The sequence below is a fragment of the Nocardiopsis sp. iso_186 genome (assembly GCF_056173365.1).
In genome coordinates this window covers 1,095,888-1,122,681 of the sequence record NZ_CM149670.1, presented here as the reverse complement: position 1 = coordinate 1,122,681, position 26,794 = coordinate 1,095,888, and the positions used below count along the sequence as shown (strand labels likewise).

Genomic DNA, 26,794 nt, shown 5'->3' with positions numbered 1-26,794 from the left:
GTCCACGAGTTTGCGCACTTTCCGACACCAACCGGTTACCGAGATGTCAAGAAAGCGTCACGGGACTTCTTTGGACACTACGGACGGAGACCTCACGTGCAGAGTAGCCACAATCAGTGACGGACACCGGGTGATCCGGCGGTCAGGGCCGCGTATGTGCTTTCGCCGCCCCGGAGATGGCCCCGCGGAGGGGGCAGGACCCATGCGTGCTCGCTCCCGCGGGGTTGCCCAGGGTGCGCTCTCCCGTCAGGCCACGCAGTGGATTCGATGGCGCAACTCGGTGAACGTCACCCCGTAGCGGGTGGTCGAGCGGCGCCGGCCGTCGAGCGACCACCCGCTGGTTCGGTAGAAGGCACGCGGGCGATGATTGTCCAGGGCGGTCCACAGGGTGGCCTCACGGTAGCCCTGCTCCTGGAAGGACCGCAGGACCTCGGCCATGAGGTGCCGCGCGGCCCCCTGTCCCCAGTGGTCGGGGTGCACGTAGAACATGTGCAGCTCTGCGGTTCCCCGGGCCGCGTCGGCGTCCAGGGACTGTCGGGTGATCGCGAACCCGACGACCTCTCCGTCGGTGTTCTCGGCGACGAACACCGTGGTTTCCAGGGCGCGGATCGCCTGGACGTAGGGCGTGCCGTCCGGTTTCCGGGCAGCCAGCTCCTCCACGGGCAGGAAACCCGACCATCCGGCCATCGCGGCCGCGTGGAAGATTCTTCCCATCGACTCGGCGTCGGACTGCCGGGCCGCCCGTATTGTCGTCACCGGTTCATCGTCCCATCCCGGCCGGTCGGCACTGCGTGCCGGTTCGGGATCACGGGCGACTGGAGCTGCGCCAGATGTCGATGCCCAGGTCGGCGGAGAGCGTGTCGATCTCGGCCAGTTCTTCGTCGGTCAGCTGCTGGGCGCGCGTGGCTGCCAGGCTGTCCTCCAATTGGGCGACACTGCTGGCCCCGATGAGCACAGAGGTGACCCGGGGATCACGCAGTGCCCAGGTCAGGGCGAGTTGGGCCAGGGACTGGCCACGCCGCTGGGCCACCCCGTCAAGGGAACGGATGCGGGCCAGGTTGTCCTCGTTGAGCCAGGCCGGCGACAGCGACTTGCCGGCACCGGCCCTGGAACCCTCGGGGATCCCGTCCAGGTACTTGTCGGTCAGCATGCCCTGGGCCAACGGGGAGAAGGCGATGCACCCCGCGCCCTCGTCCGCCAGGACGTCCAGCAGACCGTCCTCTTCGATCCACCGGTTGACCATGGAGTAGGAAGGCTGGTGGATGAGCAGCGGCGTGCCCATCTCCCGCAGGATGGCGGCGGCCTTTCGGGTGTTCTCCGGGGAGTAGGAGGAGATCCCCGCGTACAGCGCCTTGCCCGATCGCACCGCCTGGTCCAGTGCCGACATTGTCTCTTCGACGGGGGTGTCGGGGTCGAAACGGTGGCTGTAGAAGATATCGACGTGGTCGAGGCCCATCCGGGCGAGCGACTGGTCGAGACTGGCCAGCAGGTACTTGCGCGACCCGCCGCTGCCGTAGGGACCGGGTGCCATCGTCCAGCCGGCCTTGGTGGAGATCACCAATTCGTCGCGGTGGGCCCGGAAGTCCTCGCGCATGATCCGGCCGAAGTTCAACTCCGCCGATCCGGCGGGCGGGCCGTAGTTGTTGGCCAGGTCGAAGTGGGTCAGGCCGAGGTCGAAGGCGCGGCGCAGGATGGCGCGCTGGGTGGACAGTGCGCGATCGTCGCCGAAGTTGTGCCACAGCCCCAGCGAGACCGCCGGAAGGAGCAGCCCGCTGCGTCCGGTCCTGCGGTAGGGCATCCGCTGGTCGTAGCGGTCGGGATCGGCCGCGTAGACCCCCGCCGCTGGGACGTCGATCCGGGGAACATCGCCTCTGTGCACCATGAACGTGATCCTCGCACACGGCACGACAGGGACGGAACAGGGCGTCGGTGCGGTGGGGCGGCACCCCGGGCCGGGGTGCCGCCGGGGGTCGGCCGGCTACCGGGAACCGATGTCCTTGCCGCCCTTGTGCCAGATCGAGACCACCGCCGGGCGGGGGAAGTCCCCGTCCGGCCAGGTGCTGGTCGGCGCCTCGACCGTTCCGTCCTCCCCCGGGTGCTGGGGAGCCAGGAACACGGTCTTCTGGTCGGGGGTGATGAAGGGGCCACAGCACTCCGCTTCGACCGGGACGGTCGCGAAGGTCGTGAGCGCGCCGCGGGCGTGTCCTTCCACCGGCATCACGTGCAGGGCGTCGTTGGTACCGATGGTGCCGGGCTGTCCGTCCGTGGAGATCCAGAGGTTGCCGTGCCGGTCGAAGGTGAGGTTGTCCGGGGAGGAGATGGCCGCGACCTCGGACTTGTCGTAGCCGGCGTAGTAGGTGGCCGGGTCTTCGGGGTCACCGCAGACCAGGGGGACCTTCCAGCCGAAGCTGGTGGCACCGGCGTCGCCCCTGCGCTCGGTGAGCTCCAGGATGTGGCCGAACTTGTTGGCCGCACGGGGATTGGGCTCATCGGCCTGTTCGGGGGTGCGGGCAGAGTTGTTGGTGAGTGCGCAGTACACCTTGCCGGTCACCGGGCTGGCCTCGAAGTCCTCGGGACGGTCCATCTTGGTCGCGCCGACGGCATCGGCGGCCAGACGCGTGTGCACCAGCACTTCGGCGACGGTGAAGCCCTTCACGTAACTGCGGGTGGAGTCGCAGAGCCGCACCCACTCCCCCGAGCCGTCGAAGTCTCCGTCAAAGGGAAGCGCACCCGAGCCGTCGATCTCCTCGGCCGGACTGTTCCCGGTGAGCCGGGCGACGTAGAGGGTTCCCGAGTCGAGCAGGGTGTCGTTGTGCCGACGCGATCCCTTGCGGGGCTTCTTCGCGGTGACGAACTTGTAGATGTAGTCGAAACGCTCGTCGTCCCCCATGTAGACCGCGACCCGGCCATCGGTGGTGGTCCTGGTGTTGGCGGCCTCGTGCTTGAAGCGGCCGAGCATGGTGCGCTTGCGGGGGACGTAGGAGGCGTCGAAGGGGTCGATCTCGACGATGTAGCCGAACCGGTTGGCCTCGTTGGGATGCTTGGACAGGTCGAAGCGCTCGTCCACCCGGTCGAAGCGACGGTTGTGGGAGCGGGTGTCTCCCGACGTGGCGATGCCGTACCGCTTCAGCGCGGGCTTGGCCTGCTCCGCGACCCCCTCGCCACCGACGAAGTACTGGTTGAAGTTCTCTTCCGCGGTCAGGATGGTGCCCCACGGTGTCGTACCGCCCGAGCAGTTGTTGAGCATGCCGAGCACCGTGGTGCCCCTGGGGTCGGCGTGGGTGCGCAGCAGACGGTCCCCCGCGGCCGGACCGGTCAGTTGCATGCGGGTGGTGGCGGTGATGCGCCGGTTGAAGGGGCGGCGCCCCTTGGTGACCAGCTTCCAGGCACCGGTGCGCCCGACCCGCTCGACCTCCACGACGGAGCCGCCGTGCGCGGCCATGGCGATCTTGATCTGTTCCAAGTCCGCGTCGGCCCCGTCGGTGTAACCGGAGAACATCAGGTTCTCATTGGTGTACTCGTGGTTGACCCACAGCAGGCCGCGACGCCCGTCGATCTTGACGAAGGTCACGTAGTCGGCGTTGTAGCCGAACTGCTTGGCCTGCGCCTCGGCGGTCTGCGCGGTGAAGTCGAAGGCCGGTGCTCCCGGGACGACGGGGTCGCCCCAGCGGACGACCACGCGTTGGTCGTATCCGGCGGGGACGGTCACGACGTCGTCGATGTTGGGGGCGACCGGGACGAAACCGGGACGGCCCCGGGACGCACCCCGGTCGGCTCCGGCGAGGACCGGAGCGGCCGGGACGGCGACGAGTGCGGAGACGCCCGCGGTCACGAGGCCCGCTGCGAGGGCGCCGCGCCTGGAGAGCACGCCCGAATAGACGTCCCCGAAGTAGGGGTTGTCGCTGGTGTTGGGGGCGTCGTGGAAGCAGGCGTCGCCGCAGCGGAACCGGCAGGTGGCACGGGAGCGGCCACCGGGGTGCCCGATGAGCGGGAGCAGGCGTCGGCGTGCGGGGTCGGTCACTGGTCCTCCTGAACGTGAGCTGGAAGCGGCGGTCGTGCCGCTCCCGAGCGGGGCGCGGTATCAGGCGAAAGGGGGCCTGGCCTCTGGATTCGCGGGCAACGGGGCGGCCTGGTCCCGCGACCTTCCCGGAGCAGCTCGACCACGCCGTGAATGCATGGTGAACACGGCGAATCCGCTCTGCGGCCAATCGCGTGGGGCCTCTGGGCAACCGGGATGCCGAAAAAGCAGGTCCGGCAGGTTTTCCACAGTTTCGGCACAGTTCGCCCCCCACCTGGTCGAAGACTTGTCGGCGCGCGTATCCTTGCCGTGGACAACCCGATTCCGACAGCCGCGACACTCACCACCGCAAGCGCACGCACTGCCCCGAAGAGATCCGCCGTGTTTCCCGCGCCGTGACCCTGGCAGGGCATGGACACCATGGCGGCTGGTCTCCTCGTACGTCACAGCGGCTTGATCGGCGGAAATGAGTCCTCACTCATCCCGCCGGGGAGTGATCACCATGACCGATGCCCCTCCTGCGCGGTACCCGGCCAGGCCCCTTGTGCTTGCCCCGGTCCCCCCGTCACGCGCGGCCACTGCCGCCCATCCGCCCTCCGAAGTCCCGGCGAGTCCCATGAACGAGCACAGCGCACCGCAACACTCCGACTCCCGTGGCGATCCGGTGCGGCGTCGATTCCCCGGTCGGGCGAGTCAGATCAAGCACGCCCGGCGCTTCGTGGAACGACAGTTGGGCACCTCACCCGAGACCCCCACCGCCACCTTGTTGACCAGCGAAATCGCCACGAACGCCGTCACACACAGCTCCTCGGGCACTCCTGGCGGAAAATTCGAGGTGACGGTGTATACCGCTGTCGGCTGGAGCCGCGTGGAGGTTCGGGATCTGGGAAGCCCCGAGCTGCCGTGTCCGCAGCACCGCGACCCCTACGACACCAACGAGCACGGCCGAGGTCTGGACCTCGTCGAGGCGCTGGCCGCCAAGTGGGGCACCGAACCCCGCAGGGACGGCATGGGCAGGATGGTCTGGTTCGAGCTCATCTGGGAGATCTCCTCTTCCCCGCCCTGACCGTCTCCCGGACAGGACAGGACAGGAATGGGACCTCCCGGCGGGAGGCCCCATTGAGGACCACAGGGTGTCAGCCGGCTGTCTCACCCGGCGGCGCCGGGACGACCGGACCGTCGGGCAGGCGGTACTTCTCGTAGAGCCGGCGGGCGTAGTCCTTGGCTTCCTGCGACGGCTCCTCGCCGAGCTCCTCGCGAACCAGCTCGTCAAGGTCAGTATGGTTACTATCCATATGGCGAAGCTTGCCCTCCGTTACCTGCTTCTAACAAATCGGCGCGCCCACCGTCGTGCGTCAAAGCACGGTCGTCGGGCAGCGTTCATGAGAACGATTCGGGCACCGCGCCCGGGAACGGCGGTGCCGTGCCCGCTGGGAAGCGGACACGGCACCGTGATTCGTTTCTTCGCTATTGGACCTCGGCGGAGTCCTTCTCCCCATCGCCGACCGCGGACTGCTGCTTGCGCGCCTGTGCCAACTTGGCCTCGCGCTTGGCGTTGCGGCGCGCGCCTCGGCGTTCCTTGGCGCTTTCGGTCATGGTGTAGAGCACCGGGACCAGGATCAGGGTGAGCAGCGTGGAGCTGACCAGGCCACCGATGACCACCACTGCCAGCGGCTGGGAGATGAACGCACCGCCACCGGTGACGCCCAACGCCATCGGTGTGAGCGCGCCGATCGTGGCCAGGGCGGTCATCAGGATCGGACGGAGCCGGTGCCGAGATCCCTCGACGACGGCCTCGCTCAGGCCCATCCCCTCCTCGCGGTACTGGTTGATCAGGTCGATCAGGACGATCGCGTTCGTCACCACCACCCCGATCAGCATGAGCATGCCGATCAGCGCGGGAAGGCTCAGCGCGATCCCGGTCACCAGCAGCAGTCCCAGCGCTCCGGTCGCCGCGAACGGGATGGAGACCAGCAGGACCAGGGGCTGCATGAGGCTCTTGAAGGTCGCCACCATGACGAGGTAGACGATCGCGATGGCCACCAGCATCGCGATGCCCATCTGCACGAACGCCTCGTTCTGCTCCTGGCTGACACCACCGATGGAGGCGGTGGCACCGTCGGGCAGGTCGAGTTCCTCCACTGTCGTGGTGAGGTCCCTGGTGACCTGGCCGAGGTCGCCCTCGGTCGGCACGGCCGAGATCGTGGCGCTGCGGAACCCTCCGTCACGGCTCAGGGAGGGCGCCTGGAGCACCTTCTCGACGTCGGCGATGTCGGCGAGTTCGACCTCGTCACCCATGGGAGTGGCAATGGCGAGTTCGCGCAGTGCCTTGAGGCTGCCGGGGGCGTCCTCCACACGGACCACCATGTCGCGCTCGACACTGTCGATCGTGGCAGTGCCCACGTTGGAGCCCTGGAAGGCAGCGGTCACGGCCTGTGCGACCTGGCCCTCGCTCATTCCCTCGTCCGCGGCTTTCTCACCGTCAACCCGGACTTCGACGGCGGGCTGCTCGGCGGCAACGCTGCTCGTCACGTCGGCCGCGCCGGGAACGTCGCGGACGGCTTCTTCGACCAGGACCGCGGCATCCTGAAGGGTCGCGGGGTCGTCGGCCCGGACTTCGACCGACAGGGACGTCCCGCCCATTCCCTGTGCACTCTGCAACTGCAGTTCGGAGTCGGTGTCGATACCGTCGAGGGTCTCGCGCAGCTTGGTGCGGTACTCCTCCTGGTCGCCGTCGGGGTCCGTGGTGACCGTGTAGGAGACCGAGTCCGATCCCCCGCCACCGAACATCGCTGCGACGGAGTCCCCCGCGCCGAAGGACGCCTGGTAGGACTCGATCCAGGGGAGTTCGGCCAGTTGCTCCTCGACCTTGGCGGCCTCGGCGTCGGCGTCGTCCAGCGACGTGCCGACCGGGAGCTCCTGTGTCACGTTGATGGAGTTCTCGCCCTGGTCGTCCAGGAAGCTGGTCTTGAGATAGGGGACCATCGCCAGCGTTCCTGCGAGCAGCAGCACCGAGACCGCCAGGGTGACGACCCGGTGGCGGGTGACCCATCGGATCACCGGGAGGTAGGCGCGCTGCATCGGGCTGCGCAGTTCGCGCTGGTACTCCTCGGCCTTGACCCGCTCCAGATCCTCGGGCGGAACGACCTTGGGACGCATGAACCAGTAGGCCAGCACCGGGATGATGGTGAGCGAGACCAGCAGGGAGGCGGCGAGTGCGATGCTCACGGTGACCGCGAAGGGTCGGAACAGCTCACCGACCTGACCGCCCACGAAGCCGACCGGCAGGAAGACGGCGATCGTGGTCAGCGTGGCCGAGGTAATGGCCACCGCGACCTCGCGCACGCCGGTGAACACCGCTGTGTACTTTTCCTCGCCGTAGCCGAGGTGGCGTTTGATGTTCTCCAGAACGACGATCGAGTCATCCACGACCCGCCCCACGGCGACGGTGAGCGCGCCCAGGGTGAAGATGTTGAGGCTGTAGCCGAACAACTGCATCCCCAGCAGCGCCATCAGCAGCGAAACCGGGATGGACACTGCCGTCACGACCGTGGAACGGATCGACAGCAGGAACACCAGGATGACGATGACCGCGAAGGCCAGGCCCAGGAGCCCTTCCTCTGCCATGGCGACGATGGAGTCGTTGATGAACGGGGCCTGGTCGAAGACGACGGTGATGGTCGCCTCGGAACCGAGTTGCTCCTGAAGCTGGTCGATCTTATCCCGGACCGCCTCGGAGATCTCGACGGTGTTGCCTTCGGGGGTTTTCGTGATGGACACACCCAGGCTGGGCTGCCCGTCGGTCCTGGTGATGCTGGTGACCTCGTCGAGAACGAGGTCGATGTCGGCGACGTCGGCGAGCCGGACCGGGTCGGGAGCCGCTGCGGGAGGCGCTCCGGGCATCGCGGGTGCGGGTGCGGACGTGGGGGCCAACCAAATGTTCTCGACGTCCTCGACCGAGTTCAGTTTCCCCCCTGTGGTGACGCTGAGGGTGCTGCCGTCCTCGGTCAGCTGCCCGCCCGGAGAGAGCGAACCGCTGGCCTGGAGAGCAGAAGTGAGGTCGTTGACGGTGTAACCCGCGTCGGTCAACTCGTCTTCGTCGGGGGTGATGACGACGGTGGAGTCGCGCACACCGGAGACGTTGACGCCGCGCACGCCGGGGATGGACTCGAGCTCGGGGACGAGTTGTTCCTGGATCGGCTCGGCGAGGGCCTGTTCATCACCGTCCCCCGCCCCTGCGGCCAGGGTGACGACCGGGAAGTCGTCGATGCTGAAGGCGCGGACGACGGGGTCCACGTCGTCGGGCAGCATCGGCTGGACCTGGTTGACGGCCTGCTGCAGGGAGCGGATGACGTCGTCGGTGGAATCTCCGTAGTCGAACTCGGCGATCACCTGGGCCGACCCGGTGCTGGAGGTCGAGGTGTAGCCGGTGACCCCGGAGACGCCCTTGACCGCTTGTTCCAGTGTCTGGGTGATCTCGGTTTCCACGACCTCGGGCGAGGCGCCCTGGTACTGGGCGGCCACGACGGCCATGGGCAGTTCGAGCGACGGCAGCAGCTCACGCTTCATCGATCCCGCGGCGATGACGCCGAAGACGATCGAGGAGAGGGTGATCAACAGGATGAGCGCCCGGTTGCCAAGGCTGAGCTTGGCCAATCTGGACATGAGAGTGTGCTCCTCAACAAGAGTGTTCGCGGTGGACGCGGCGCCGCTTCGACGAGCGGCAGAGCGGTGGGGAACGCCGCGTTCCACGCAGTCCTTTTACGGATGTTCGTGGTGATTTGCCGGGCACGCATCACTCAGAATACTTCGTGTCACATTGAACTTCTGACCTGAATGATAGAAATCAGGGGTAAGTCAGGGACAACCGCCGACATATCAGGGATGAGCGCGACAAAGATGACCACGGGCAACGACGCCGCTGCAATCAAGAACGAGCTGATTTCCCAGCTCAGGGACTTGGAGCTGCGTCAGGTCCGCAGGTTCGCACGGGACCGGTCGCTTCCCCTGCTGACCACGACCCTGACCATCCAGCAGCTGAAGGTGCTGGTCCTGCTCTCCATCGACGGGGACATGCCCGCACACGAACTCGCCGAGGGCATCGGTGTGGGGGTCGCCACACTGACCGGGATAGTCAACAGGCTCGCCGCACGGTCGCTGGTCGTCCGACGCGAGGATGCCAGGGACCGACGGGTGCGCCGCATCGACCTGACCGAGGAGGGACGCGCACTGATCGCGGAGATGTGGGGCACCGGCCAGGAACGGAGTTGGAGCGCGCTCAGTGCGCTCGACGTGGAGACGCTGCGCGGACTGGTCCGCGGCGTAGCGGCGCTGCACGCTGCCATGGAGGCCCAGTGCACCGGGGACGACCTGCCGTCCTGAGGTCTTTCCCGACGCGTCCGGCGACTACCGGCCCGGCGGAAAGGCCAGGCCACGCGGAGCGGGCAGACGGTACCGAAGCGGGTCGCCGCATCCTTGCCGCACGCCGGAGCCGGGCGGACCGTTCAACCGGTGACGACCGGTTCCGCCTCCCCCGGCGGCACGTGCTCGGCCGCCACGCCCCAGACCACGCGAAGCAGATCATCCAACGCGTGGCGCAACGAATCGTCCACGAGGGTATAACTCGTCTGCCGGCCGTGCGCCGCCGTGCTGACCAGCCCGCATTCACGCAGACAGGCGAGGTGGTTGGAGACGTTCTGGCGGGTGAGGCCGAGCTGGTCCGCCAGCTGGGCCGGGTAGGCGGGCCCGTCCAAGAGCGCCAACAACAGACGACACCGCGTGGGATCGGCCAGGGCCCGGCCGAGACGCTGGATCGCGGAGAGACGCTGCTCGGAGGTCAACATGAAAATCATTGTACACGAATTGCTGTATTGACAGTCGGGGCTGTATAAACAGTGGAGGCTGAACAGTCACGGGTACAGGACGTTCCCGGCGGCCACTTCGGGAGGACCCATGGGCGACCACGGACACGGGCACCAGACAGCCGCGGCCAAACATCGCGGACGACTCGTACTCGTCCTGTGCCTGACTGTCAGCGTGATGGTCGTCCAGGTCATCGGTGGGGTGAGCGCGGGCAGTCTGGCGCTGCTGGCCGACGCCGGGCACATGGCGGCCGACTCGTTCGGTATCGTGCTGGCGCTGTTCGCCGTGTGGATCGCCGCCCGGCCCTCCAATTCCACGCGCACCTTCGGTTTCCAGCGCGCGGAGATCCTGGCCGCGGCGGCCAACGCGATCCTGCTCTTCGTCCTTTGCGGTTACATCGCCTACGAGGCGATCAACCGTCTCCTCGACCCGCACCCCGTGTCCGGACCGATCGTGCTGGTCGTGGCCGCGCTGGGTCTCGCGGTGAACGTGGTGGGCCTGGTCGTGCTCCAACGGGCGCAGGGCGAGAGCCTCAACATGCGCGGCGCCTACCTGGAGGTGTTCAGCGACATGCTGTCGTCGGTGGGTGTCCTCGTCGCCGGCGCCATCATCTGGACCACCGGCTGGGAGCGGGCGGACTCCGTCGTGTCGCTGGCCATCGCCGCCTTCATCGTGCCGCGCGCCTGGAACCTGCTGAACGAGGCGCTGCACATCCTGTTGGAAGCCGTGCCGCGCGGCATGAACCTCGACGAGGTGCGCGACCATCTGCTGAAGCAGCCGGGAGTGCTGGGCGTGCACGACCTGCACGCCTGGACGATCACCTCGGGCGTGCCGGTGCTCTCCGCACACGTCGTGGTCGAGGACGAACGGCTCACCGACACCGGCCGCATCCTGGACGAGTTGCACGAGTGCCTTTCCGGGCACTTCGACGTCGAACACTCCACCCTCCAGCTGGAGCCCGCCGGGCACGATGCGCACGAGGGCGCCCGGCACACGTGATCCGGCGTCACGCACCACGGAATGCCGTCGGTCCGGGGCCGACGTGGACAGCGAGGAGCACGCCTGGCATAGTCTCCTGAGGGTCCGATCACGGACCTTTGCGCAGGTGGCCGCGATCGTGCCATCACGCACCTGGTGTGCCGGGAAGTCTGGTCGGCGATTGGATCGCCCATGCCCTTCTCCAGGAGCACCATGACCGAGCACAAGCAGTACGGCCTTCGTACGATCCCCGACCTGCTGCGCAGGGACGTGGTCGGCGGATTCCTCCTCATCGCCGCCGCAGTGGTCGCCCTCCTCTGGGCCAACTCCGCGTTCGGCGCGACCTACGAGGCCGTACGGTCCTTCACCTTCGGACCCGATTCACTGCACCTGAACCTGTCGGTACAGGCGTGGGCGGCCGACGGGCTGCTGGCGGTCTTCTTCTTCATCGTGGGCAACGAGCTCAAACAGGAGTTCACCCACGGGGAGCTGCGCGACCCCCGCCGGGCCATGCTCCCCATCATCGCCGCGATCTGCGGAATGGCCGTCCCCGCGATCATCTACGCCCTGGTCAACATCAACCGCCCCGAGACGCTTCAGGGGTGGGGGATCCCCATGGCGACCGACATCGCCTTCGCTGTTGCGATCCTCGCGGTGATCGGACGACACCTGCCTCCCGCGCTGCGCACCTTCCTCCTCACCCTTGCCATCGTCAACGACCTCGGCGCTATCGTCGTCATCGCTGTCTTCTACACCAGCGGCCTCTCCTTTCTCCCGTTGTTGGGCGCCCTCGCGCTTCTGGCGGTGTTCGGTTACCTCCAACGGGGCCGGGGCCTGGCCGCAGCCCTCGACCGTTCGGTGCTGCCCAACTGGGTCGTCTATCTCCCTCTCGCCTTCACCATCTGGGCGCTCATGCACGCCAGTGGCGTGCACGCCACCATCGCGGGTGTGGCCATGGGCATGCTGATGCGTACCGTGCCACTCGACGGAGCCTCCGAGTCGCCGAGTCATCGGGTGGAGCACCTGCTGCGCCCGTGGTCGGCCGGGATCGCCCTGCCGGTCTTCGCGCTCATGTCCGCCGGAGTCGTCTTCAACGGACTGGGCACGGTGTTCACCGACACCGCGGCCATCGGGATCATCCTCGGGCTGGTGTTGGGCAAACTCATCGGTATCCTCGGCGGATCCTGGATCACCACGAAGGTCACCCGGGCCGAACTGAACCCCGCTCTGAGCTGGATCGACCTGGCCGGGATGTCGCTGCTCGCCGGAATCGGCTTCACCGTCTCCCTGCTGATCACCGAGCTTTCCTTCACCGATGGAGCAGTGCTGGAACACGCCAAGAGCGGGGTGTTGATCGCTTCGCTGATCGCCACCGTTCTCGCCTCCGGCGTACTTCTGACCCGCAACGCCCACTACCGCAGGAAGCACGCCGGCACCGCGCACACACCGACCGGCTGACCGAATCTTCACCTCGCACCCGCGATGATCTCCCGAGAGCGACTCGGTTCCGCAGTTCGGCTCGCGTGTCGAACGCCCCGACGCTAACTTCGACATCCGTGGACCGGTTGGCCGGGGGGCCGCGACACGAGGGATGGCGGACTGATCATGCGGGACCGACTGCACGGCCTGCGCAGCTGGCTGATGCGATTACTGCACCGAGAGCGTGCGGAGACCCCGCCCGGAATCGTGGGGCACCGCTCGTCCTGGAGCAAACCGGGACGGGTCTTCGTGATGCTCTTCGGTACCGTCGCCCTCATCGGCACCGGACTGTTGCTGCTGCCGATCGCCCACGGGGAGGAGAACGGCGCCACCGTGGTGCAGGCGCTGTTCACCGCCGTGTCCGCCCTGTGCGTCGCGGGACTGGCGGTGGTGGACATCGGCGCGCACTGGTCGGTCTTCGGCGAGCTCGTCATCCTGACGCTGATCCAGATCGGCGGGTTGGGAATCATGACGCTGGCCTCGGTTCTGGGGCTCGTGGTCATTCGGCGGTTCGGCCTGCGAATGCAATTGAGCGTGCAGACCGAGTCGCGCACGCTCAACGTCGGCGACGCCCGCGGCATAGTCGTGCGCATTCTCAAGGTGAGCCTGGCGTGCGAGGCGGTCACCGCGGCGATCCTCGTACCGCGGATGTGGCTGGGCCACGATATGGCGCTGGACACCGCGCTGTACAGCGGAACCTTTCACGCGGTCTCGGCCTTCAACAACGCGGGGCTGTCCCTCTACGGCGACAGCCTGACGCGGTTCGCGGGGGATCCTCTGATCCTCGTCCCCACCGCTGTGGCCAGCGTGCTGGGCGGGCTGGGCTTCCCCGTCCTGTTGGAACTGCGGCGGCACCTGACGTCACCGCAGCGCTGGAGCCTGCACGCCAAGATGACCGTCTGCGCCTCCGCCCTCCTGTTCGGTGGCGGCATGATCGCGGTGACCGCGCTGGAGTGGAGCAATCCGCACACCTTGGGACCGATGCCCTGGCAGCAGAAGCTCCTCGACGGGGCCTTCCACGGAATCATGCCGCGCAGTGGGGGCTTCAACGTGGTCAACGTGGGCGCGATGGAGAGCTCCACCCTCTTCTGCACCATCATGCTGATGTTCGTGGGCGGTGGCAGCGCCGGAACGGCGGGCGGCATCAAGGCCGCCACTTTCGCGGTGATCGGACTGGTGGTGTGGGCCGAGATCCGCGGCCACCCGAACGTGCACGCCTTCGGACGCCGGGTCTCCTCCGGGGCGATCCGCCAGGCACTCAGCCTGACCTTCCTGTCCATGACCGTGATCGCCACCGCCACCATCTACCTGCTGATCCGGACCTCCTACGGACTCGAACAAGTAATGTTCGAGGTGGTCTCGGCCTCGGGAGTGGTGGGCCTGTCAACCGGCATCACCCCCCACCTTCCAGAAGACGTCCAGGTACTGCTCGTGATACTGATGTTCGCCGGCCGGATCGGCCCCATCACCTTTGCCTCCGCCCTGGCCCTGCGCGAGCGGACCCGGCGCTATGACCTGCCCGAGGCCCGACCGATCATCGGGTGACCCCGCCCCGCCAGGAGGACGCAGTGCCGCGTAACAAGACAAATGACAAACGGGTCCTGGTGATCGGGCTCGGCCGGTTCGGTGGCTCCCTGTCGGAAGAATTGGTCACCCACGGCTGGGAGGTACTGGGGGTGGACAACAATCCGCGCCGGGTCCAGGCGTACGCCGACTCACTGACCCACACCGTGGTCGCCGACACCACTGACGACGAGGCCCTGCGCCAATTGGGTGCGCACGAATTCACCCGCGCGGTAGTGGCCATCGGCACTCACCTGGAGGAGAGCATCCTCACCACTTCCCTGCTGGTGGACATGGGCGTGCCGCACATCTGGGCGAAGGCGATCAGCCGACGCCACGGGCGGATCCTGCAGCAGATCGGGGCCCACAACGTGGTGCTGCCCGAGCACGACATGGGCGAGCGCGTAGCACACCTGGTCTCCGGTCGCATGCTCGACTACGTGGAGATCGAGGAGAACTTCGCCCTGGGGAAGACACGCGCCCCCAAGGAGATCATCGGACGCAGGCTCGGCGAGACGAGGGTGCGCTCGGCCCACGGCATCACCGTGGTCTCCATCAAGCGCCACGGCGAGGCGTTCACCTACGCGACGACGGACACGGTTCCCCAGAAGGGCGACATCATCATCGTGGCCGGAAAGACCGACGCCGTGGAACGCTTTGCCGAGTTGGGCTGAACGCCACCGCCGGGAACGGGCGGTAGCGGACGAACCATCCTGAATTGACAATCGTTTTCACCGTCCACATGATGGACGGCATGCGATCTGGGATATTGAGGGCGGCCGCGGTCGGCGCGGTCGGAATACTGGCCGCCGGTACGGTCGGCGGCTGTTCGGCCACCGGCGGAGAATCTTCCGACGGCGTGTCCGTGATCACGACCGTCTATCCGCTGGAATGGCTGGCCGAGCGGGTGGGCGGCGACTCCGTGGCGCTGAGCAACCTCACCCAGCCGGGGGTCAACCCGCACGATCTGGAGCTGACCGCCCGCCAGGTCGGCTCATTGGGCTCGGCCGACATCGTCTTCTTCATCGACGGTATGCAGCCGGCAGTGGACGACGCGGTACACCAACAAGCGGCCGACGCCGCTTTGGCGGTCAACGATCTGGTGGAGTTGCGCGAGGTCCCGGAGGAGAACGGCGGCGGCCTCGACCCGCACATGTGGTTGGATCCGAATCGACTGTCAACCGTGGCCGAAGGACTGGGCGAGCGGCTGGCAGAGGTGGACCCGGACAACGCTGACACCTACCGCTCCAACGCGGCCGGCGTGGCGACCGAACTGACCGAAATAGACGCGGACTACCGGAGCGGCCTCGCACAGTGCGCGACCCGGGACATGGTCGTCAGCCACGCGGCGTTCGGCTACCTGGCCGACAACTACGACCTTCAGCAGACCGCTATCACCGGGATCGAACCCGATACCGAACCTTCTCCGGCCCGCATGGCCGAGGTCGCCCGCCTGGTCAAGGAACGCGACGTCTCGACCGTCTTCACCGAGACGCTGGTCAGTCCGGCCGTTGCACAGACCATCGCCGAGGAGGCAGGGGTGCAGACGGCGGTACTGGATCCACTGGAAGGCATCACCGACGAGTCGTCCGGAACGGATTACCCCTCGGTCATGCGCGCCAACCTGGAAACGCTGCGGAGCGCCCTCGACTGCTCCTGAGTCCGCCCGAAGGGTCCCGCCCGGATGTTTTTCGGCGGGACCCTTTCGCGTACGTGCGTCGGATCAATCCGCCTTGCTTACATAGCGCCTACATGCTCCCGCCCTCTCGGATTTTTCCCAGAGACATACGCTATCCTCCAAACTACAGTGCGCATGCACGTGCATTCGAGAATGCAAAAGCACGCGCGAAGTACTGTTCCACACAGGGCTGCAAGAGGGAGCTTGTACATGAGCACGTACAACGGCATTTCGGCCACTGAGCTCGGTGACGTGGCCTGGCAGAAGAGCCGCCGCAGCAACTCGATCGGCAACTGCGTCGAGATGGCGAAGCTGCCCGACGGCGCGATCGCGATGCGCAACTCGCGCTTCCCCAACGGCCCGGCACTGGTCTACACACAGGCCGAGATCGACGCCCTCATCCTCGGCGCCAAAGACGGCGACTTCGACAACCTGCTGGGTTAACGCCGACACCGGGCTCCGCCATTGACAACGACGGGGCCCTTCCCGATCGGCTGGCGAGAACGCTGTCCCGCTTTGAGGTCAGCCCAGTTCAGCGATGAACTGATCGAGCCGCGCCCGGCTCAGCTCGGGATGGTCGGCCACCACGGCGAGCCACTCGAAGGCCATGGTGTAGGCCTCTACGTCGTCGCGCCGGTCCTGGAGATTGCCCCCGGTGAGCTGCTCCAGGTACACGGCGTCGGGCAGGTCGTACTCGGGATAGCGCAGGATGGTGAACGACCCGGTCTCCGCGGCGAACACTCCCTGGCTGAACGGCACGATCTGCAACGTGATGTTGGGTTCCTGACTGAGCTTCTTCAGGTGCTCCAACTGACCGCGCATCACCTCGGCATCGCCGACGGGACGACGGACCGCCGGCTCGTCGATGATGACCCAGAGTTTGACCTTGGAGTTGTCCCGAATCCTGTGCTGTCGCCGCATACGGGTGGCGATCCGGCCGTGGGCCACGTGGTCGAGGCGCACTTTGCCCGCGCGCGTGATGACCTGACGCGCGTAGTCCTCGGTCTGCAACAGGCCGGGCACGAACTGGCTCTCGTAGACGCGGAGCTGGGTGGCGGCCTCTTCCAGCCCGACGTAGGACTGGAACCAGCCGGGCAGGGCGTCGCCGTACTTCTGCCACCAACCGGGTTCGTTGGCCTCCTTGGCCAGGCTGACATACGCCTCGCGCAAGGACTGGTCCGTGACACCGTAGAAGGTGAGCAGGTCTTCGACATCGCGGATCTTGAAACCGACCCGACCGAGTTCGACCCGGCTGATCTTGGATTCCGAACCGCGGATCTTGTAAGCAGCGTCAGCGCGGGTGATTCCCTTGGCCTCGCGAAGCTTGCGAAGTTGGTACCCGAGCAGGATTCGACGCACGGTCGGGCCGCTGCCCGGCTCTGGTTGAGCCACGCTCACCGCTGCTGCCTCCCCTAACCCGCTTTTATCGTGCCGGGCCCGGTTCCCCTCCCCTGGGCTCCGTCCGGCGCGCGTCGTGTACCGACGCCTACACGATATAGCCGAAGCGGACCGCCAATCGGCCCGGTGGGTTCCGAAAAGGCAATGGGAGAGCCCGATTCGACTGTCGGAGGCCGCAACGGTGAGCTTATCGGGCCCTGGTACGACGGACCGGCTCAGGTAAAGAGGGCCCAGACGAACTTTCCGCCGGCGATGGCGGGAACCGTCCCCCAGCTGCGACTGAAACAGGAAACAAGATGCAGCCCTCGCCCCGTTTCGGCCATGAAGTCGGGATCGCGCCGCGCCGGAAGCACGTCGCTGCAGTCCCGAACCGCACAGATCAGCTCGCCTCCGCGGCGCATGACACTGATCTGGATAACACTTTCACATCCGGGCGAGTCGAAGGCACTTGTCTCGGCGTGGCGCAGGGCATTGGTGACGAGCTCGGACACGACCAGTTCGACGTCTCCGGCCAACCTGGCCATCCCCCAGTCGCGCAGAACGCCCATGACGAGCTCGCGCGCGGTCTTGACCGCCCCGTAGTCGGGGTCGAGCCCCCAGGAGACGCTGTCGTGGCTTGCAGAGCCGGGATGGGCGTCCCAGCGGGACGCACCGTGTTCGAGGGCGGGAAGCCACCAGGAGTGCACTGCCCCTGCCTCAAGAGTGGCTGCCGGTGCCCACTGCGAACCGGGCACCCCCCTTATGGACTCCTGGGCAAAATGTCCGGTCACCGCGATCCCCTTGCAGTCGTCTCGATCGCTCACAGGTCTGCCGGCGCCACAACGCCGGATGTTCTTCGAGGATTATGCAAATGCAAGGTCCGGATGCACGTGCACGCGTCCTATGGAGGTAATCCTAGAACATGTAGGCCCATCCATCAGTTGAAGTCTGGACAAAAAAGACGCAGTTTCTGCGTCCATCCTGTAAAGGAGGGGTACTTTTCGCCAGGAAACGTCAGGCAGCGACGGTCAGATGGCCGGTGACGCGGTCCGGGTAGTCGGAGATGATTCCGTTGACACCGTCGCGGATGGCCCGCCGGATAGCCGAGTGCGAGTTGACCGTCCAACTGAACATGGTGAGTCCGTGCTCGTGGACGTGACGCACGTAGGGTGCGCTGACGCGCAGGTGGTGCGGGTTGACCTGGTGGGCGTACCGAGCGACCCTGCGCAGACCGAAGCTGCCGTAGGTCTTGCCCAGCACTGCGGTGCGCACGTCCGGCAGTCGCCTGGCCAGCCGCTTGAGCGTCGTCCACTCGAAACTCTGCAGGATGAGCCGTCCTGCTTCGCCATGACCGTGCCAATAAGGGTCGGCACCGATCAGGGCCGCCAGCCGGTCGGCCGTGGCCGGATCGCGGCGGCGTACCTTCAACTCCACCAGCGCGCCGAGTCCGGCGCGCTCCAGCACGGCCAGGGCCTCAAGAAACGTGGGGACCTGCTCCCCGGCGAACTCCGGACCGAACCAGGATCCTGCGTCGAGGCGACGGATCTCGGCGAGCGTGAAATCCGCGACCCGCCAGGACCGACGGTTCGGATACACCTCGGCCACGTTGGTGGTACGGCGCAGCGTCGGGTCGTGCATGACCACGAACTCCCCGTCGGCGGTCTGGCGTACGTCCAGTTCGGCCATGTGAGCACCGCGGCGGTGCGCCTCGCGCAACGCCGCGAGGGTGTTCTCAGGCGCATAGGCGGAAGCGCCGCGATGCGCGACGACGATCACCTCTGGCTCCCCGGATTCGGCATCGCCGCTGATCCCTCCTGCAGTGCGCGGGCGATCTGCGGCCCCGCTCTCCAGACGCATCCGGTATCACTGTGGCTGATCCCGAACAACGTACGGTGACGGCGGGACGAGCAGGCAGTGCCGGAAAACGGGACGGCGCGCGACCACGCCGAAAGCGGACGGCACGCAGACGCGGACGTTCTCGTAGCGTCACCATACCGTGCCCAAGGGGGGAAATCGGCTACACAGAGTGCGACCCGACCGGTTCGAGTCGATACACGGCCGGCGTTCGCGACTCGCCGGGCATCGCCCTTCTCCCCCTTCGCCCGGTATGCGTCCGGCAACGGGGATCCGCCGTCTGGCAGTAGGGCCACACTGGCGAGTCCACTCGCGGCCGGCGCCCCCTTCCCCCCGAAACGACCACGCGGGGGCCAGCCATGCGAAACACGACGTACCCGTACCAGACCGGCGGCACGACCGCGCACTGGCGCACGTCCGTGGCCGGTCGGATGGGAACGCGCTCCCGATCCGGTGCCGTGCCTCCGGCCAACTGCCCGGGCCCGACGGTGGTGCTCACGCACATCGACCTCCCCAGGCACTCCGACTTCCCAGGACACCGCCCCCCTACCCCTGCTCCGAACGGTTACCGGCACCGACTTCTCGCACGGGCCCCTGCACCGCACCGCACGTGCCGCCCCCGGCGGGTGCCGGTTCCGGGACCCCGTAGAAGTCCGCCGCGTTCGACCGGAGAGCGCGCCGGGCGAGGTCGGGGCCGAGAATTCCGGCGACGAGATCACGATCGGTCAGCGCGAAGGGACGCGGCGCACGGGTGGAAGGAAGGTCGGTGCCGAACATGAGCGCTCCGGGGTTCACCGCGGCGACCGCACGCAGCGCGGCCGCAAGGTCGCCGTCGAAACGGCCGAATCCGGTGGCCTTGACCCGGGCTCCGGTGGCGACCAGGTCGAGCACCGCCGGCAGCCCCGCTCCGGAGAGGCCGAGGTGGTCGATGCTGATTCGCGGGAGGGGCGCCAGAGCGGCGCGCAGTCCCGACAGGTCGCGGGAGTCAACGTAGAGCTCGGTGTGCCAGCCCAGCAGGTCGGCGGCACGCCTCCCCAGTTGCACGATGGCGTTGACATCACCGACGACACCGCGCCTCAGGTTGAGCCGCAGGCCCCGGACCCCTGCGGCGTGGAGGTCGCGCAGCAGCGAGTCGGAGGTGTCGGCAGGCAGTTGCGCCACCCCGACGAATCCCGGGCCCAGTTCGCGGAGCGCCTCGACGAGGTAGGTCTGGTCGTATGCCTGGAAGGAGCCGGAGACAACGGCACCGCCGGTGACACCGAGTTCGTGGGCCACCGCTCGATAGTCGGCCACGGTGAAGGGCTCGGGCAGGAAGCCTGCATCGGGGACCAGCGGAAAACGGGGGTCGATGATGTGCAGGTGAGCGTCGAACAACGCCTTCTCCTCCATCGGGGAGTGGGGGACGCCCCTGCCCATGACAGCTCGGACCGACTCAGGGACGGCGCCCTGCAACGGTACCGCGCGGTCCTCCGGGACGGGTGGAGTACGGGATTTGACCGGAAAGAACCCGCCCTGCCTACCACCTGGTCGGTATGAGACGACCAGGATTGCCCGAACATGTGGCACACGCCACATGTCGTCCCTTTCTGGAGGGCCCCATGCCCCCCCCGCGTTGCGATCGCCCCGGGCGCGGCCGACCGGCACCGAGCCCGCATCGCGGACCTGGTGGACCTTCCTCCGGCGCAGAGTCCCGTGTCCCGGCCGCGCCGCCGGGACACGACCCCCTTCTCAGCGCCGAGCAGCGGCCGCGGCCTCGGCAATCCGCTTGATCGCCTGGTCGAGCATCGCGTCGTTGACTTCCAGATGGAGTACGAGCCTGATCAGGTCGGGGCCGATGGGGACACAACCCACCCCGTGCTCGGTGAAGGCGCGGGCCCAGCGGGCAGCCTCGTCGGGCGGAGTCGTCACCACCACCATGTTGGTTCGGGCCAGTGCCGACATTCCCGGCAGCGCGTCCAGGGCCACGGCCAGCTCGGCGGCACGCCGGTGGTCCTCGGCTAGGCGGTCCCGGTGGTGGTGCAGGGCGTGGAGGGCGCCCGCCGCGATGATCCCGGCCTGACGCATCCCGCCACCGAGAAGCTTGCGGGCACGCCGGGCACGATCGACCGTTTCGGCGCTACCGGCAAGGGCCGAACCGACCGGTGCGCCCAGTCCTTTGGAGAAGCAGACCGAGACGGTGTCCGCGCCTGACGCGGCCTCGGAAGGGGGGACACCGAGCTCGACGGACGCGTTCCACAGTCGCGCTCCGTCGATGTGCAGGGACATCCCCAGTGCGTGGGCGAAGTCGGCTACCCGTTGCTGTTCGGTGAGAGGAACCACCCGACCGGTGAAGGTGTTCTCCAGGCAGATGAGCCGCGGCCTCGCACGGTGCACGTCGTTGCTGCCCGCCGCCCACTGCTCCAGGAGATCGTGGTCCGGGTAGCCGCGCGGATCGTCGTAGGCGCGGGGCAGCGCCCTGGCCAGGACCGAGGTAGCCCCCTGCTCGTTGGCCAGGATATGGCTGGATCGATGGGCCCAGATCTCGTCGCCGCTGTTGACCTGGGCGTAGATGGCGAGCTGGTTGGACATGTGTCCCGACGGCACGTAGAGCGCGGCCTCCTTGCCCAACAGTCGGGCGGTCTCCTCCTCCAACCGGCGAACCGTCGGGTCCTCCCCGAAGACATCGTCCCCGACCTCGGCCTCGGCCATCGCCCGACGCATCCGGGCGGTGGGTCTGGTGATGGTGTCCGACCTCAGGTCGATCATGGAGTTCCCCGTTTCCGTCGTGACTGCCGCGCCCCAGCCTAGACAGGGCCGTCCTCGATGGCGGCCACCACTTCGGCGACCACGTGCTCGACGCACTGGATCCCGGTCCAGGAGTCGAGATGGTGGTCGGAGAGCACAGTGATCAAGTATTCGTGGTCGGCGCCGAGAACGTGTCCCGAGCTGTTGACCGTCCACCGGCCTCCGTCGGCGTCACGCGGCATCCAGCCGTTCTTGAGTGCGACGGCGTCCACCGGCCCCGCCGCGGCGGAGACCCCCCACGCCTGCTCGGGGGCGACCGAACCCATGAGTTCACGGACGTAGGACCGGTTGCTCCGCGACAGTGGTCCGCGGCCGGTGAAGACAACGCGCAGCAACCGAAGCTGGTCCGCAGTGGTGGTCCGGGTCGCGCCCCAGACACCGCGGGCCCCGGGCTCCGTTGCGTGCAGGCCAAGGCGATCGTTTCCTTCGGTGAGGCCTTCTTCGAAACCGATGCGCGCGTAGAGGGCATCGGCGGCATCGTTGTCGCTGTAGCGGATCATGTCGGCCGCCAGGGAACGCTCGTCGGCGGCGAGCACACGGCCCTCGTCCTGGGCGTGGAGCAGGAGCAGGACGAGAATGTTGAGCTTGGCCAGGCTGGCGGTGTGAAACGTCGTCTGGGGGCCGTAGGAATAGGTCGCCCCCGAAGCGAGATCGTGCACCGAGATGGCCAACCGCCCTTCCTGGTCGGCGAGGTAGGCGTCGATTACCCGGGTGAGCCGTTCGGCCTCCTCCAGCGGCAGGGTCGGCGGACGCGGCTCTTCGGTCGGGCGGGGATCGAGAAACCGGGGGTCTTGATCGAGGTAGCGATCGGGACCTCCCGGGTACGGGCCGGCCCCCGGGACAGGAGCGGTGAGCGCGGTCACCGTCAGGAGAAACGTGGACAGCAGTGCCGCGACGAACGCCCTTCTCGGGCCTCCTGCGCGATGGTGCTCTCGCGGTGTGCGGACACCTGCCGCACGGATCCGGCGCCTTTCGCCGCCGTGGTGACCGGGAGAGGACGAGCGGCGACGGCGGTGGGGAGCACGGGCAGCCCATGACCGGGACATGTTCAGGAGCAGCCGCCGAAAACCCCATTCGGTCACATCTCATATTAAGCCGCAGCGGGCCGTCAACACGGTGGCCCCGTCGGGCGGAGCGTGTTCCCCGGACGGAAGAGGCCCACGATCGCTCGCCGTCCGCATACCTGCCCGAACAAGGACTAGTCCATCCCGCGTGCGCTCATCGCCTCCCCCAGTGCCTCGGCGGAGCGGATCAGGTTGACGATCACCGGGACCACCATCCGGTGGGGCCCGCCCCGCAGGCCCCGGGCCAGATACGCCTCGCGGGAGGTGGTCCACGCGGTCGCCACCATGGGGATGCACCGGATGGTCAGCGCCAGCACCAGGGCCACCCGGTCGGGCCGCACCCCGACGAACCGCAGCGGCCGGGCCAGGCGGGCGAAGAGGTCGAGCATTTCGGTGACCGGGGTCGTGCGGGTGACCAGCCCCGCCAACAGCACCGCGGCTGCCAGTTGGGCGCAGACCCGGACGGCCACCTCCCATCCGGTGAACAGAAGGTGAAACAGCGCCACCAGGACCAGGAAGAGCAGGACCGGGCGAAATGCGTGTCGCAAGTGGGACCAGAGGCCGAAGGCCAGGTAGAGCAGCGGGACGACGAGAGCGGTCCCGAGGGAGACCCACGGGTCGCGCAGGGCCAGCAGCGTGGTGACCACCACGACCAGCAGGAGCAGCTTGGTACCGGCGCCCATCCGGTACGGGAGGGAGGTCCCCGGGACGTAGAGACCGATCATGCTCACGGTCGCGCCCCGATCAGATCCACGTAGTGGCTGATGGCAGCCTTGGGCTCCCCGTCGAACACGATCCGTCCGTCGTCCATGACCAGCACCCGGTCGAAGCCGACAAGGGTGTCCAGGTGGTGGGTGAGGAGGATGACCTGCTGCTCCAGGGCCCGCAGCGTTTCGGTGACGATTCCGACGTTGCGCAGGTCCAGCAGAGTGGTCGGTTCGTCGCAGACCAGCACCTCCGGCTCGGTGACCAACACGGACGCCAACGCCAGCATCTGCTTCTGCCCGCCGGAGAGCAGGTGTGCGGGATGGTCGCGGTGCGCGGCCAGCCCATGGCGCCGCAGGATCGCATCGACCAGGTCGGCCGTCTCTTCCCTGTTCAGTCCGTTGCCGCGCAGGCCGATCGCGACGTCCTCGGCAACCGTGGGCATGATGATCTGGGTGTCGGCGTTGGAGAAGACGAAGCCGACCCTGCGCCGAATCGTCCGGACATCCTCACGGGTGTCCGCCCCGTTGACCAGCACCCGCCCCGAGTCGGGGACGACCAGGCCGTTCAGGGTGCGCGCCAGGGTGGACTTGCCCGATCCGTTGGCACCGATGAGACCGATCCTGCGTTCGGCGAGCGTGGCCGAGACATCGTTCAGGACCACGCGGCCGTCATAGGCGTGGGTCACGTTCTCAAGCTGGATCATACGGGGACCTCGATGGAATCGCCGGTGGTCACGGGACCCGGTTGCCGGCCGGAGGGACGGGGTAGGCGCGGTGCACGCCGGAGGCGATCATGGTCGCGACGACGATCTTGGCGATGTCTCCGGGGACGAAGACGAGCATGATCTTCAAAGCGCCCAGAACACCCGTCTCGGCCACGACTGCCATCCACGGAACGCCGATCAGATAGCACACCACCAGTCCCCCGGCGATATTGACGGCCAGTCCCGGTACCAACCGGTAGCGCGGAAGCATCCGGTCGGTGAGCAGGCCGATGAACAGCGCGACAAAGATCCAGCTGATCAGAAAACCGCCGGTGCTGCCGGCGAGACCCGCCAGTCCGCTCTGCCCGCCGGAGAGGATCGGCAGTCCCGCGATGGCGAGCACCAAGAACGTGAGGATCGCCAACGTCCCGCGTTTGGCGCCCAAGATGCTGGGGGCGAGAACGACACCGAGGGTCTGGAGCGTGACCGGGGCGGGCCCGACCGGGATTCCGGGAACGATGCTCAGCGCCGCCAGCAGCGCAGCAAACAGGGCGATCAGCGCGAGGTCGCGGGTGGTGAGCCCACGATAGCGCGGCCGGGGGGAGTCGGTCATGGATCCAGTCCTTGTGTGAGTGCCCATTTTGCGGTGAAGTGTCCGCGCCAATTCTGCTGGACGCCGGCGTTGGGCGACCGGGTTCGAGACGACAGCTTTCCCCCACCGGGAGTTGTGGGAACCAGCCAAAAGGCGGTGCGCACGGCCCCGAGCGCGCACCGCCGACGCGGCACTACACCGCGGGCAGGACGCACACGGGCGAGGGCAACTCCAGACTGTGCCGGACCGGACCGGGAATCCCGTTCGCCGGATCGACCGGAAGGACGGTGACCGTGGCGGAGTTCTGGTTGGCCACCACAATGTAGTCGCCGACCTGGGCGAAGTGCCTCGGCCACGTACCACCGGTGGGGGTTTGTGCGAGCCTGGTCAACATGGCGCCGTCCTCGGTGACGGCGAAGGTCGTGATGGAGTCGGGGCCCCGGTTGCTCAAGTAGAGGCGCGATCCGTCCGCGGAGAGCGCGATCTCGGCCGGGTAGTTGACGTCCGGGGCATCCTCGGTTGCCGGCAGGGCGGCGAGGGGCTGCGCCGTTGCCGTGTCGGGGTCCCAGCGCAGGATGTGGACACGCGCGTCCAACTCCCCGGCGACGTAGATGTGTCCCGACCGGTGCACGGCCAGATGCCGGGGGCCGGTCCCAGGCTCCAGCTGTGCGGCTAGGTGGCCGGCCCCCAACGGTTGGTCCGACCGGGGGTCGAAGGGGTGGCAGCGAAGTTCGTCGGTGCCGAGGTCGGCCACGAGCAGGTGGGTGCCGCCCGGCGCGAGGCAGACGCTGTGCGCATGCGACCCCTCCTGCCGCTGCCGGTCGGGGCCACTGCCGGTGTGCTCGACACGCTGGATGGACGTGCCGGGCACACCGTCGGCGGTGATCGGGTGGACGCTCAGACTGCCGTCACCGTAGTTGGCGGTGATCACATGGCGCCCGGCCGGATGGACGAGCAGATGGCACGGCGAGGAGCCTCCGGTGTGCGTCGCACCCGACTCGGCCAGGGCGGCCTCCCCTGTCCGCACGAAGCCGGTGACTCCTCCCTCCATCGTTTCGTTGACGGCAAAGACGCATCCAGCGCCGTCGGTCGCCAGGAACGAGGGATCCACTGCCGGTGCGGCCGTTCCGGCTCCGCTCAACCGTCCGTCGGCAGGATCCAGCCATACTCGCTGCACACCGGTGGCCGCAGCGGCCGAGCCCGAGGTGTAGGAACCGATCCACAGAAGCAGCCGCTGGGTCATGGGGGCCTTTCACGTCGCTGTCCCCCGGTGTCCCGGGGCGTCAGCGACACTGTATGTCGCCCCGGGCGCCCCGGAACGGGCGCCCCTTCAGCGAAGGATCAGTCCAGCAGGGCCAGTAGCGCGGGCCGTTCGATATCGGTGAGGAAATGGCCGCCCTGAACCCGTTCCAGGCGAAACTCCGCGTTGGTGTGAGCCGACCATGCCTGTAGTCCCTCCTCGGTGACCGCGGGGTCGGACTCGCCGGCGACGACGGTGAGCGGCACGGCAAGAGGAGCTCCCGGGACATGGGTGTAGGCCCGGATCGTTTGGAAGTCGGCGACCATCGCGGTACCGAACAGCTTCATCAGTTCGGGCTCGTCGAACAACTGCTCCGGGATACCGCCGTACCGGTCGTGCACGGCCCGCACCATGGCGATGGGGTCATCGGGGAAGTCGTGGTCGTGCTCTGCATCCGGGGCGTTCCTCCCACTGACCACGAGCCGGTCGATGTCCCTGCCGAGCCGACGCAACGCGCGGGCGGTCTCATAAGCCGCGATCGAACCCATGCTGTGCCCGTACAGCGTGATCGGCCCGTTGACGGCGAGCAGCGCCTGGGCCTGGAGCTCGGCGTAGCGGTCCCAGCCGGTAGAGCCCAGTTCGGCGAAGTCGCGCGGATTCAGTCTGGCCGCCCACACCTGGAAACGACCGGCGAGGGGAGCCGCCCAGGACTGGTAGGTGTTGGGTGCGCCTCCCGCATGGCAGAAGCAGACGAGATTCGCGTTCGCGCCGGCAGAGGCTCCGGTGAAACGGTAGAGACCGGGCTGGGTGCTCATGGTGTACGCCTGGGGCATTCGTCAACCTCGGGGGTGAGAACGGGTTCCGTGCCAGGACATCTTCTCTGAACCGCGACCG

25 protein-coding genes are annotated in these 26,794 nt (G+C 67.6%); 8 read left to right on the top strand and 17 right to left on the bottom strand.

The features are described from left to right. Positions 1 to 246: 246 nt before the first annotated feature. From AC0VYP_RS05085 to AC0VYP_RS05075, 3 genes are all read right to left on the bottom strand, one after another. Positions 247 to 756, bottom strand: coding sequence for a GNAT family N-acetyltransferase (locus AC0VYP_RS05085; protein ID WP_285758981.1), 510 nt, complete (start codon positions 754 to 756; stop codon positions 247 to 249). Between the two features lie 49 nt (positions 757 to 805). Then, the gene (gene mgrA / locus AC0VYP_RS05080) at positions 806 to 1,882 is read right to left on the bottom strand and encodes an L-glyceraldehyde 3-phosphate reductase (protein ID WP_285758979.1); all 1,077 of its coding nucleotides are present in this window, start codon (positions 1,880 to 1,882) and stop codon (positions 806 to 808) included. 96 nt (positions 1,883 to 1,978) lie between these two features. Continuing rightward, entirely contained in the window at positions 1,979 to 4,021 is a 2,043-nt protein-coding gene (locus AC0VYP_RS05075) for a PhoX family protein (RefSeq protein ID WP_285758978.1), read from the bottom strand. Between the two features lie 613 nt (positions 4,022 to 4,634). Here AC0VYP_RS05075 and AC0VYP_RS05070 point away from each other — a divergent pair. Next, entirely contained in the window at positions 4,635 to 5,084 is a 450-nt protein-coding gene (locus AC0VYP_RS05070) for an ATP-binding protein (protein ID WP_285758977.1), read from the top strand. A 70-nt stretch (positions 5,085 to 5,154) separates the two neighbouring features. On the opposite strand, the gene AC0VYP_RS05065 is transcribed toward AC0VYP_RS05070, so the two are convergent. Both AC0VYP_RS05065 and AC0VYP_RS05060 read right to left on the bottom strand, forming a co-directional pair. Beyond that, positions 5,155 to 5,313, bottom strand: coding sequence for a hypothetical protein (locus tag AC0VYP_RS05065; protein ID WP_475472752.1), 159 nt, complete (start codon positions 5,311 to 5,313; stop codon positions 5,155 to 5,157). 172 nt (positions 5,314 to 5,485) lie between these two features. After that, on the bottom strand, positions 5,486 to 8,683 hold the full coding sequence (locus AC0VYP_RS05060) for an efflux RND transporter permease subunit (protein ID WP_475472750.1): 3,198 nt from the start codon (positions 8,681 to 8,683) through the stop codon (positions 5,486 to 5,488). A gap of 234 nt (positions 8,684 to 8,917) precedes the next feature. Here AC0VYP_RS05060 and AC0VYP_RS05055 point away from each other — a divergent pair, with 234 nt between their 5' ends. Beyond that, entirely contained in the window at positions 8,918 to 9,400 is a 483-nt protein-coding gene (locus tag AC0VYP_RS05055) for a MarR family winged helix-turn-helix transcriptional regulator (RefSeq protein WP_475472749.1), read from the top strand. A 122-nt stretch (positions 9,401 to 9,522) separates the two neighbouring features. Here AC0VYP_RS05055 and cmtR read toward each other — a convergent pair whose 3' ends face one another. Beyond that, positions 9,523 to 9,861 carry a Cd(II)/Pb(II)-sensing metalloregulatory transcriptional regulator CmtR gene (gene cmtR / locus AC0VYP_RS05050; RefSeq protein ID WP_285758970.1) on the bottom strand — a complete coding sequence of 113 codons (339 nt, stop codon included), beginning with the start codon at positions 9,859 to 9,861 and terminating at the stop codon, positions 9,523 to 9,525. A gap of 109 nt (positions 9,862 to 9,970) precedes the next feature. Here cmtR and AC0VYP_RS05045 point away from each other — a divergent pair, with 109 nt between their 5' ends. The 6 genes from AC0VYP_RS05045 (at position 9,971) to AC0VYP_RS05020 (ending at position 16,022) form a co-directional block, all read left to right on the top strand. Continuing rightward, positions 9,971 to 10,879 carry a cation diffusion facilitator family transporter gene (locus AC0VYP_RS05045; protein WP_285758968.1) on the top strand — a complete coding sequence of 303 codons (909 nt, stop codon included), beginning with the start codon at positions 9,971 to 9,973 and terminating at the stop codon, positions 10,877 to 10,879. Between the two features lie 192 nt (positions 10,880 to 11,071). Further along, positions 11,072 to 12,316 carry a Na+/H+ antiporter NhaA gene (gene nhaA, locus AC0VYP_RS05040; protein ID WP_475472746.1) on the top strand — a complete coding sequence of 415 codons (1,245 nt, stop codon included), beginning with the start codon at positions 11,072 to 11,074 and terminating at the stop codon, positions 12,314 to 12,316. A 147-nt stretch (positions 12,317 to 12,463) separates the two neighbouring features. After that, a complete protein-coding gene (locus tag AC0VYP_RS05035; protein ID WP_475472744.1) occupies positions 12,464 to 13,882 on the top strand; it encodes a TrkH family potassium uptake protein in 1,419 nt (472 codons plus the stop codon). A gap of 23 nt (positions 13,883 to 13,905) precedes the next feature. Beyond that, on the top strand, positions 13,906 to 14,574 hold the full coding sequence (locus AC0VYP_RS05030; RefSeq protein ID WP_285758963.1) for a potassium channel family protein: 669 nt from the start codon (positions 13,906 to 13,908) through the stop codon (positions 14,572 to 14,574). An 80-nt stretch (positions 14,575 to 14,654) separates the two neighbouring features. Continuing rightward, the gene (locus AC0VYP_RS05025) at positions 14,655 to 15,560 is read left to right on the top strand and encodes a metal ABC transporter substrate-binding protein (protein ID WP_475472743.1); all 906 of its coding nucleotides are present in this window, start codon (positions 14,655 to 14,657) and stop codon (positions 15,558 to 15,560) included. A gap of 228 nt (positions 15,561 to 15,788) precedes the next feature. Continuing rightward, entirely contained in the window at positions 15,789 to 16,022 is a 234-nt protein-coding gene (locus AC0VYP_RS05020) for a DUF397 domain-containing protein (protein WP_285758960.1), read from the top strand. A 78-nt stretch (positions 16,023 to 16,100) separates the two neighbouring features. Here AC0VYP_RS05020 and AC0VYP_RS05015 read toward each other — a convergent pair whose 3' ends face one another. The 11 genes from AC0VYP_RS05015 to AC0VYP_RS04965 all read right to left on the bottom strand — a co-directional run bounded on the left by AC0VYP_RS05015 (position 16,101) and on the right by AC0VYP_RS04965 (position 26,733). After that, complete coding sequence (locus AC0VYP_RS05015; RefSeq protein ID WP_285758959.1) at positions 16,101 to 16,976, bottom strand: helix-turn-helix domain-containing protein; 876 nt, start codon at positions 16,974 to 16,976, stop codon at positions 16,101 to 16,103. A gap of 215 nt (positions 16,977 to 17,191) precedes the next feature. Continuing rightward, positions 17,192 to 17,746, bottom strand: a complete 555-nt coding sequence (locus AC0VYP_RS05010; RefSeq protein WP_475472741.1) for an ATP-binding protein — start codon at positions 17,744 to 17,746, stop codon at positions 17,192 to 17,194. Between the two features lie 223 nt (positions 17,747 to 17,969). Further along, a complete protein-coding gene (locus AC0VYP_RS05005; RefSeq protein WP_475472739.1) occupies positions 17,970 to 18,812 on the bottom strand; it encodes a glycerophosphodiester phosphodiesterase in 843 nt (280 codons plus the stop codon). Between the two features lie 543 nt (positions 18,813 to 19,355). Beyond that, the gene (locus tag AC0VYP_RS05000) at positions 19,356 to 20,225 is read right to left on the bottom strand and encodes an amidohydrolase family protein (RefSeq protein WP_475472738.1); all 870 of its coding nucleotides are present in this window, start codon (positions 20,223 to 20,225) and stop codon (positions 19,356 to 19,358) included. A gap of 312 nt (positions 20,226 to 20,537) precedes the next feature. Next, the gene (locus AC0VYP_RS04995) at positions 20,538 to 21,554 is read right to left on the bottom strand and encodes a threonine aldolase family protein (RefSeq protein WP_475472737.1); all 1,017 of its coding nucleotides are present in this window, start codon (positions 21,552 to 21,554) and stop codon (positions 20,538 to 20,540) included. A 38-nt stretch (positions 21,555 to 21,592) separates the two neighbouring features. Further along, the gene (locus AC0VYP_RS04990) at positions 21,593 to 22,456 is read right to left on the bottom strand and encodes a serine hydrolase (protein WP_475472735.1); all 864 of its coding nucleotides are present in this window, start codon (positions 22,454 to 22,456) and stop codon (positions 21,593 to 21,595) included. A gap of 335 nt (positions 22,457 to 22,791) precedes the next feature. After that, a complete protein-coding gene (locus tag AC0VYP_RS04985; RefSeq protein WP_285758949.1) occupies positions 22,792 to 23,388 on the bottom strand; it encodes a CbiQ family ECF transporter T component in 597 nt (198 codons plus the stop codon). After that, the gene (locus tag AC0VYP_RS04980) at positions 23,385 to 24,068 is read right to left on the bottom strand and encodes an energy-coupling factor ABC transporter ATP-binding protein (protein ID WP_475472733.1); all 684 of its coding nucleotides are present in this window, start codon (positions 24,066 to 24,068) and stop codon (positions 23,385 to 23,387) included. The genes AC0VYP_RS04985 and AC0VYP_RS04980 overlap by 4 nt, the downstream gene beginning before the upstream one ends. 28 nt (positions 24,069 to 24,096) lie before the next feature. Beyond that, a complete protein-coding gene (locus AC0VYP_RS04975) occupies positions 24,097 to 24,681 on the bottom strand; it encodes a biotin transporter BioY (RefSeq protein WP_285758946.1) in 585 nt (194 codons plus the stop codon). 172 nt (positions 24,682 to 24,853) lie between these two features. Continuing rightward, positions 24,854 to 25,903: a lactonase family protein gene (locus AC0VYP_RS04970; RefSeq protein WP_285758945.1), complete on the bottom strand. Its 1,050-nt coding sequence runs from the start codon at positions 25,901 to 25,903 to the stop codon at positions 24,854 to 24,856. A gap of 98 nt (positions 25,904 to 26,001) precedes the next feature. Next, on the bottom strand, positions 26,002 to 26,733 hold the full coding sequence (locus tag AC0VYP_RS04965) for a thioesterase II family protein (protein ID WP_475472730.1): 732 nt from the start codon (positions 26,731 to 26,733) through the stop codon (positions 26,002 to 26,004). Between the last annotated feature and the right edge of the window lie 61 nt (positions 26,734 to 26,794).

Excerpts from the sequence above, each read along its gene's own strand:
- AC0VYP_RS05045 (WP_285758968.1), top strand. The coding sequence starts at position 9,971 with ATGGGCGACCACGGACACGGGCACCAGACAGCCGCGGCCAAACATCGC.
- AC0VYP_RS05060 (WP_475472750.1), bottom strand. The coding sequence starts at position 8,683 with ATGTCCAGATTGGCCAAGCTCAGCCTTGGCAACCGGGCGCTCATCCTG.
- AC0VYP_RS04980 (WP_475472733.1), bottom strand. The coding sequence starts at position 24,068 with ATGATCCAGCTTGAGAACGTGACCCACGCCTATGACGGCCGCGTGGTC.
- AC0VYP_RS05070 (WP_285758977.1), top strand. The coding sequence starts at position 4,635 with ATGAACGAGCACAGCGCACCGCAACACTCCGACTCCCGTGGCGATCCG.
- nhaA (WP_475472746.1), top strand. The coding sequence starts at position 11,072 with ATGACCGAGCACAAGCAGTACGGCCTTCGTACGATCCCCGACCTGCTG.
- AC0VYP_RS05035 (WP_475472744.1), top strand. The coding sequence starts at position 12,464 with ATGCGGGACCGACTGCACGGCCTGCGCAGCTGGCTGATGCGATTACTG.
- AC0VYP_RS05065 (WP_475472752.1), bottom strand. The coding sequence starts at position 5,313 with ATGGATAGTAACCATACTGACCTTGACGAGCTGGTTCGCGAGGAGCTC.
- AC0VYP_RS04970 (WP_285758945.1), bottom strand. The coding sequence starts at position 25,903 with ATGACCCAGCGGCTGCTTCTGTGGATCGGTTCCTACACCTCGGGCTCG.
- cmtR (WP_285758970.1), bottom strand. The coding sequence starts at position 9,861 with ATGTTGACCTCCGAGCAGCGTCTCTCCGCGATCCAGCGTCTCGGCCGG.
- AC0VYP_RS04965 (WP_475472730.1), bottom strand. The coding sequence starts at position 26,733 with ATGCCCCAGGCGTACACCATGAGCACCCAGCCCGGTCTCTACCGTTTC.
- AC0VYP_RS05025 (WP_475472743.1), top strand. The coding sequence starts at position 14,655 with ATGCGATCTGGGATATTGAGGGCGGCCGCGGTCGGCGCGGTCGGAATA.
- AC0VYP_RS04975 (WP_285758946.1), bottom strand. The coding sequence starts at position 24,681 with ATGACCGACTCCCCCCGGCCGCGCTATCGTGGGCTCACCACCCGCGAC.
- mgrA (WP_285758979.1), bottom strand. The coding sequence starts at position 1,882 with ATGGTGCACAGAGGCGATGTTCCCCGGATCGACGTCCCAGCGGCGGGG.
- AC0VYP_RS05020 (WP_285758960.1), top strand. The coding sequence starts at position 15,789 with ATGAGCACGTACAACGGCATTTCGGCCACTGAGCTCGGTGACGTGGCC.
- AC0VYP_RS05005 (WP_475472739.1), bottom strand. The coding sequence starts at position 18,812 with ATGCGTCTGGAGAGCGGGGCCGCAGATCGCCCGCGCACTGCAGGAGGG.
- AC0VYP_RS04995 (WP_475472737.1), bottom strand. The coding sequence starts at position 21,554 with ATGATCGACCTGAGGTCGGACACCATCACCAGACCCACCGCCCGGATG.
- AC0VYP_RS05000 (WP_475472738.1), bottom strand. The coding sequence starts at position 20,225 with ATGGGCAGGGGCGTCCCCCACTCCCCGATGGAGGAGAAGGCGTTGTTC.
- AC0VYP_RS05055 (WP_475472749.1), top strand. The coding sequence starts at position 8,918 with ATGACCACGGGCAACGACGCCGCTGCAATCAAGAACGAGCTGATTTCC.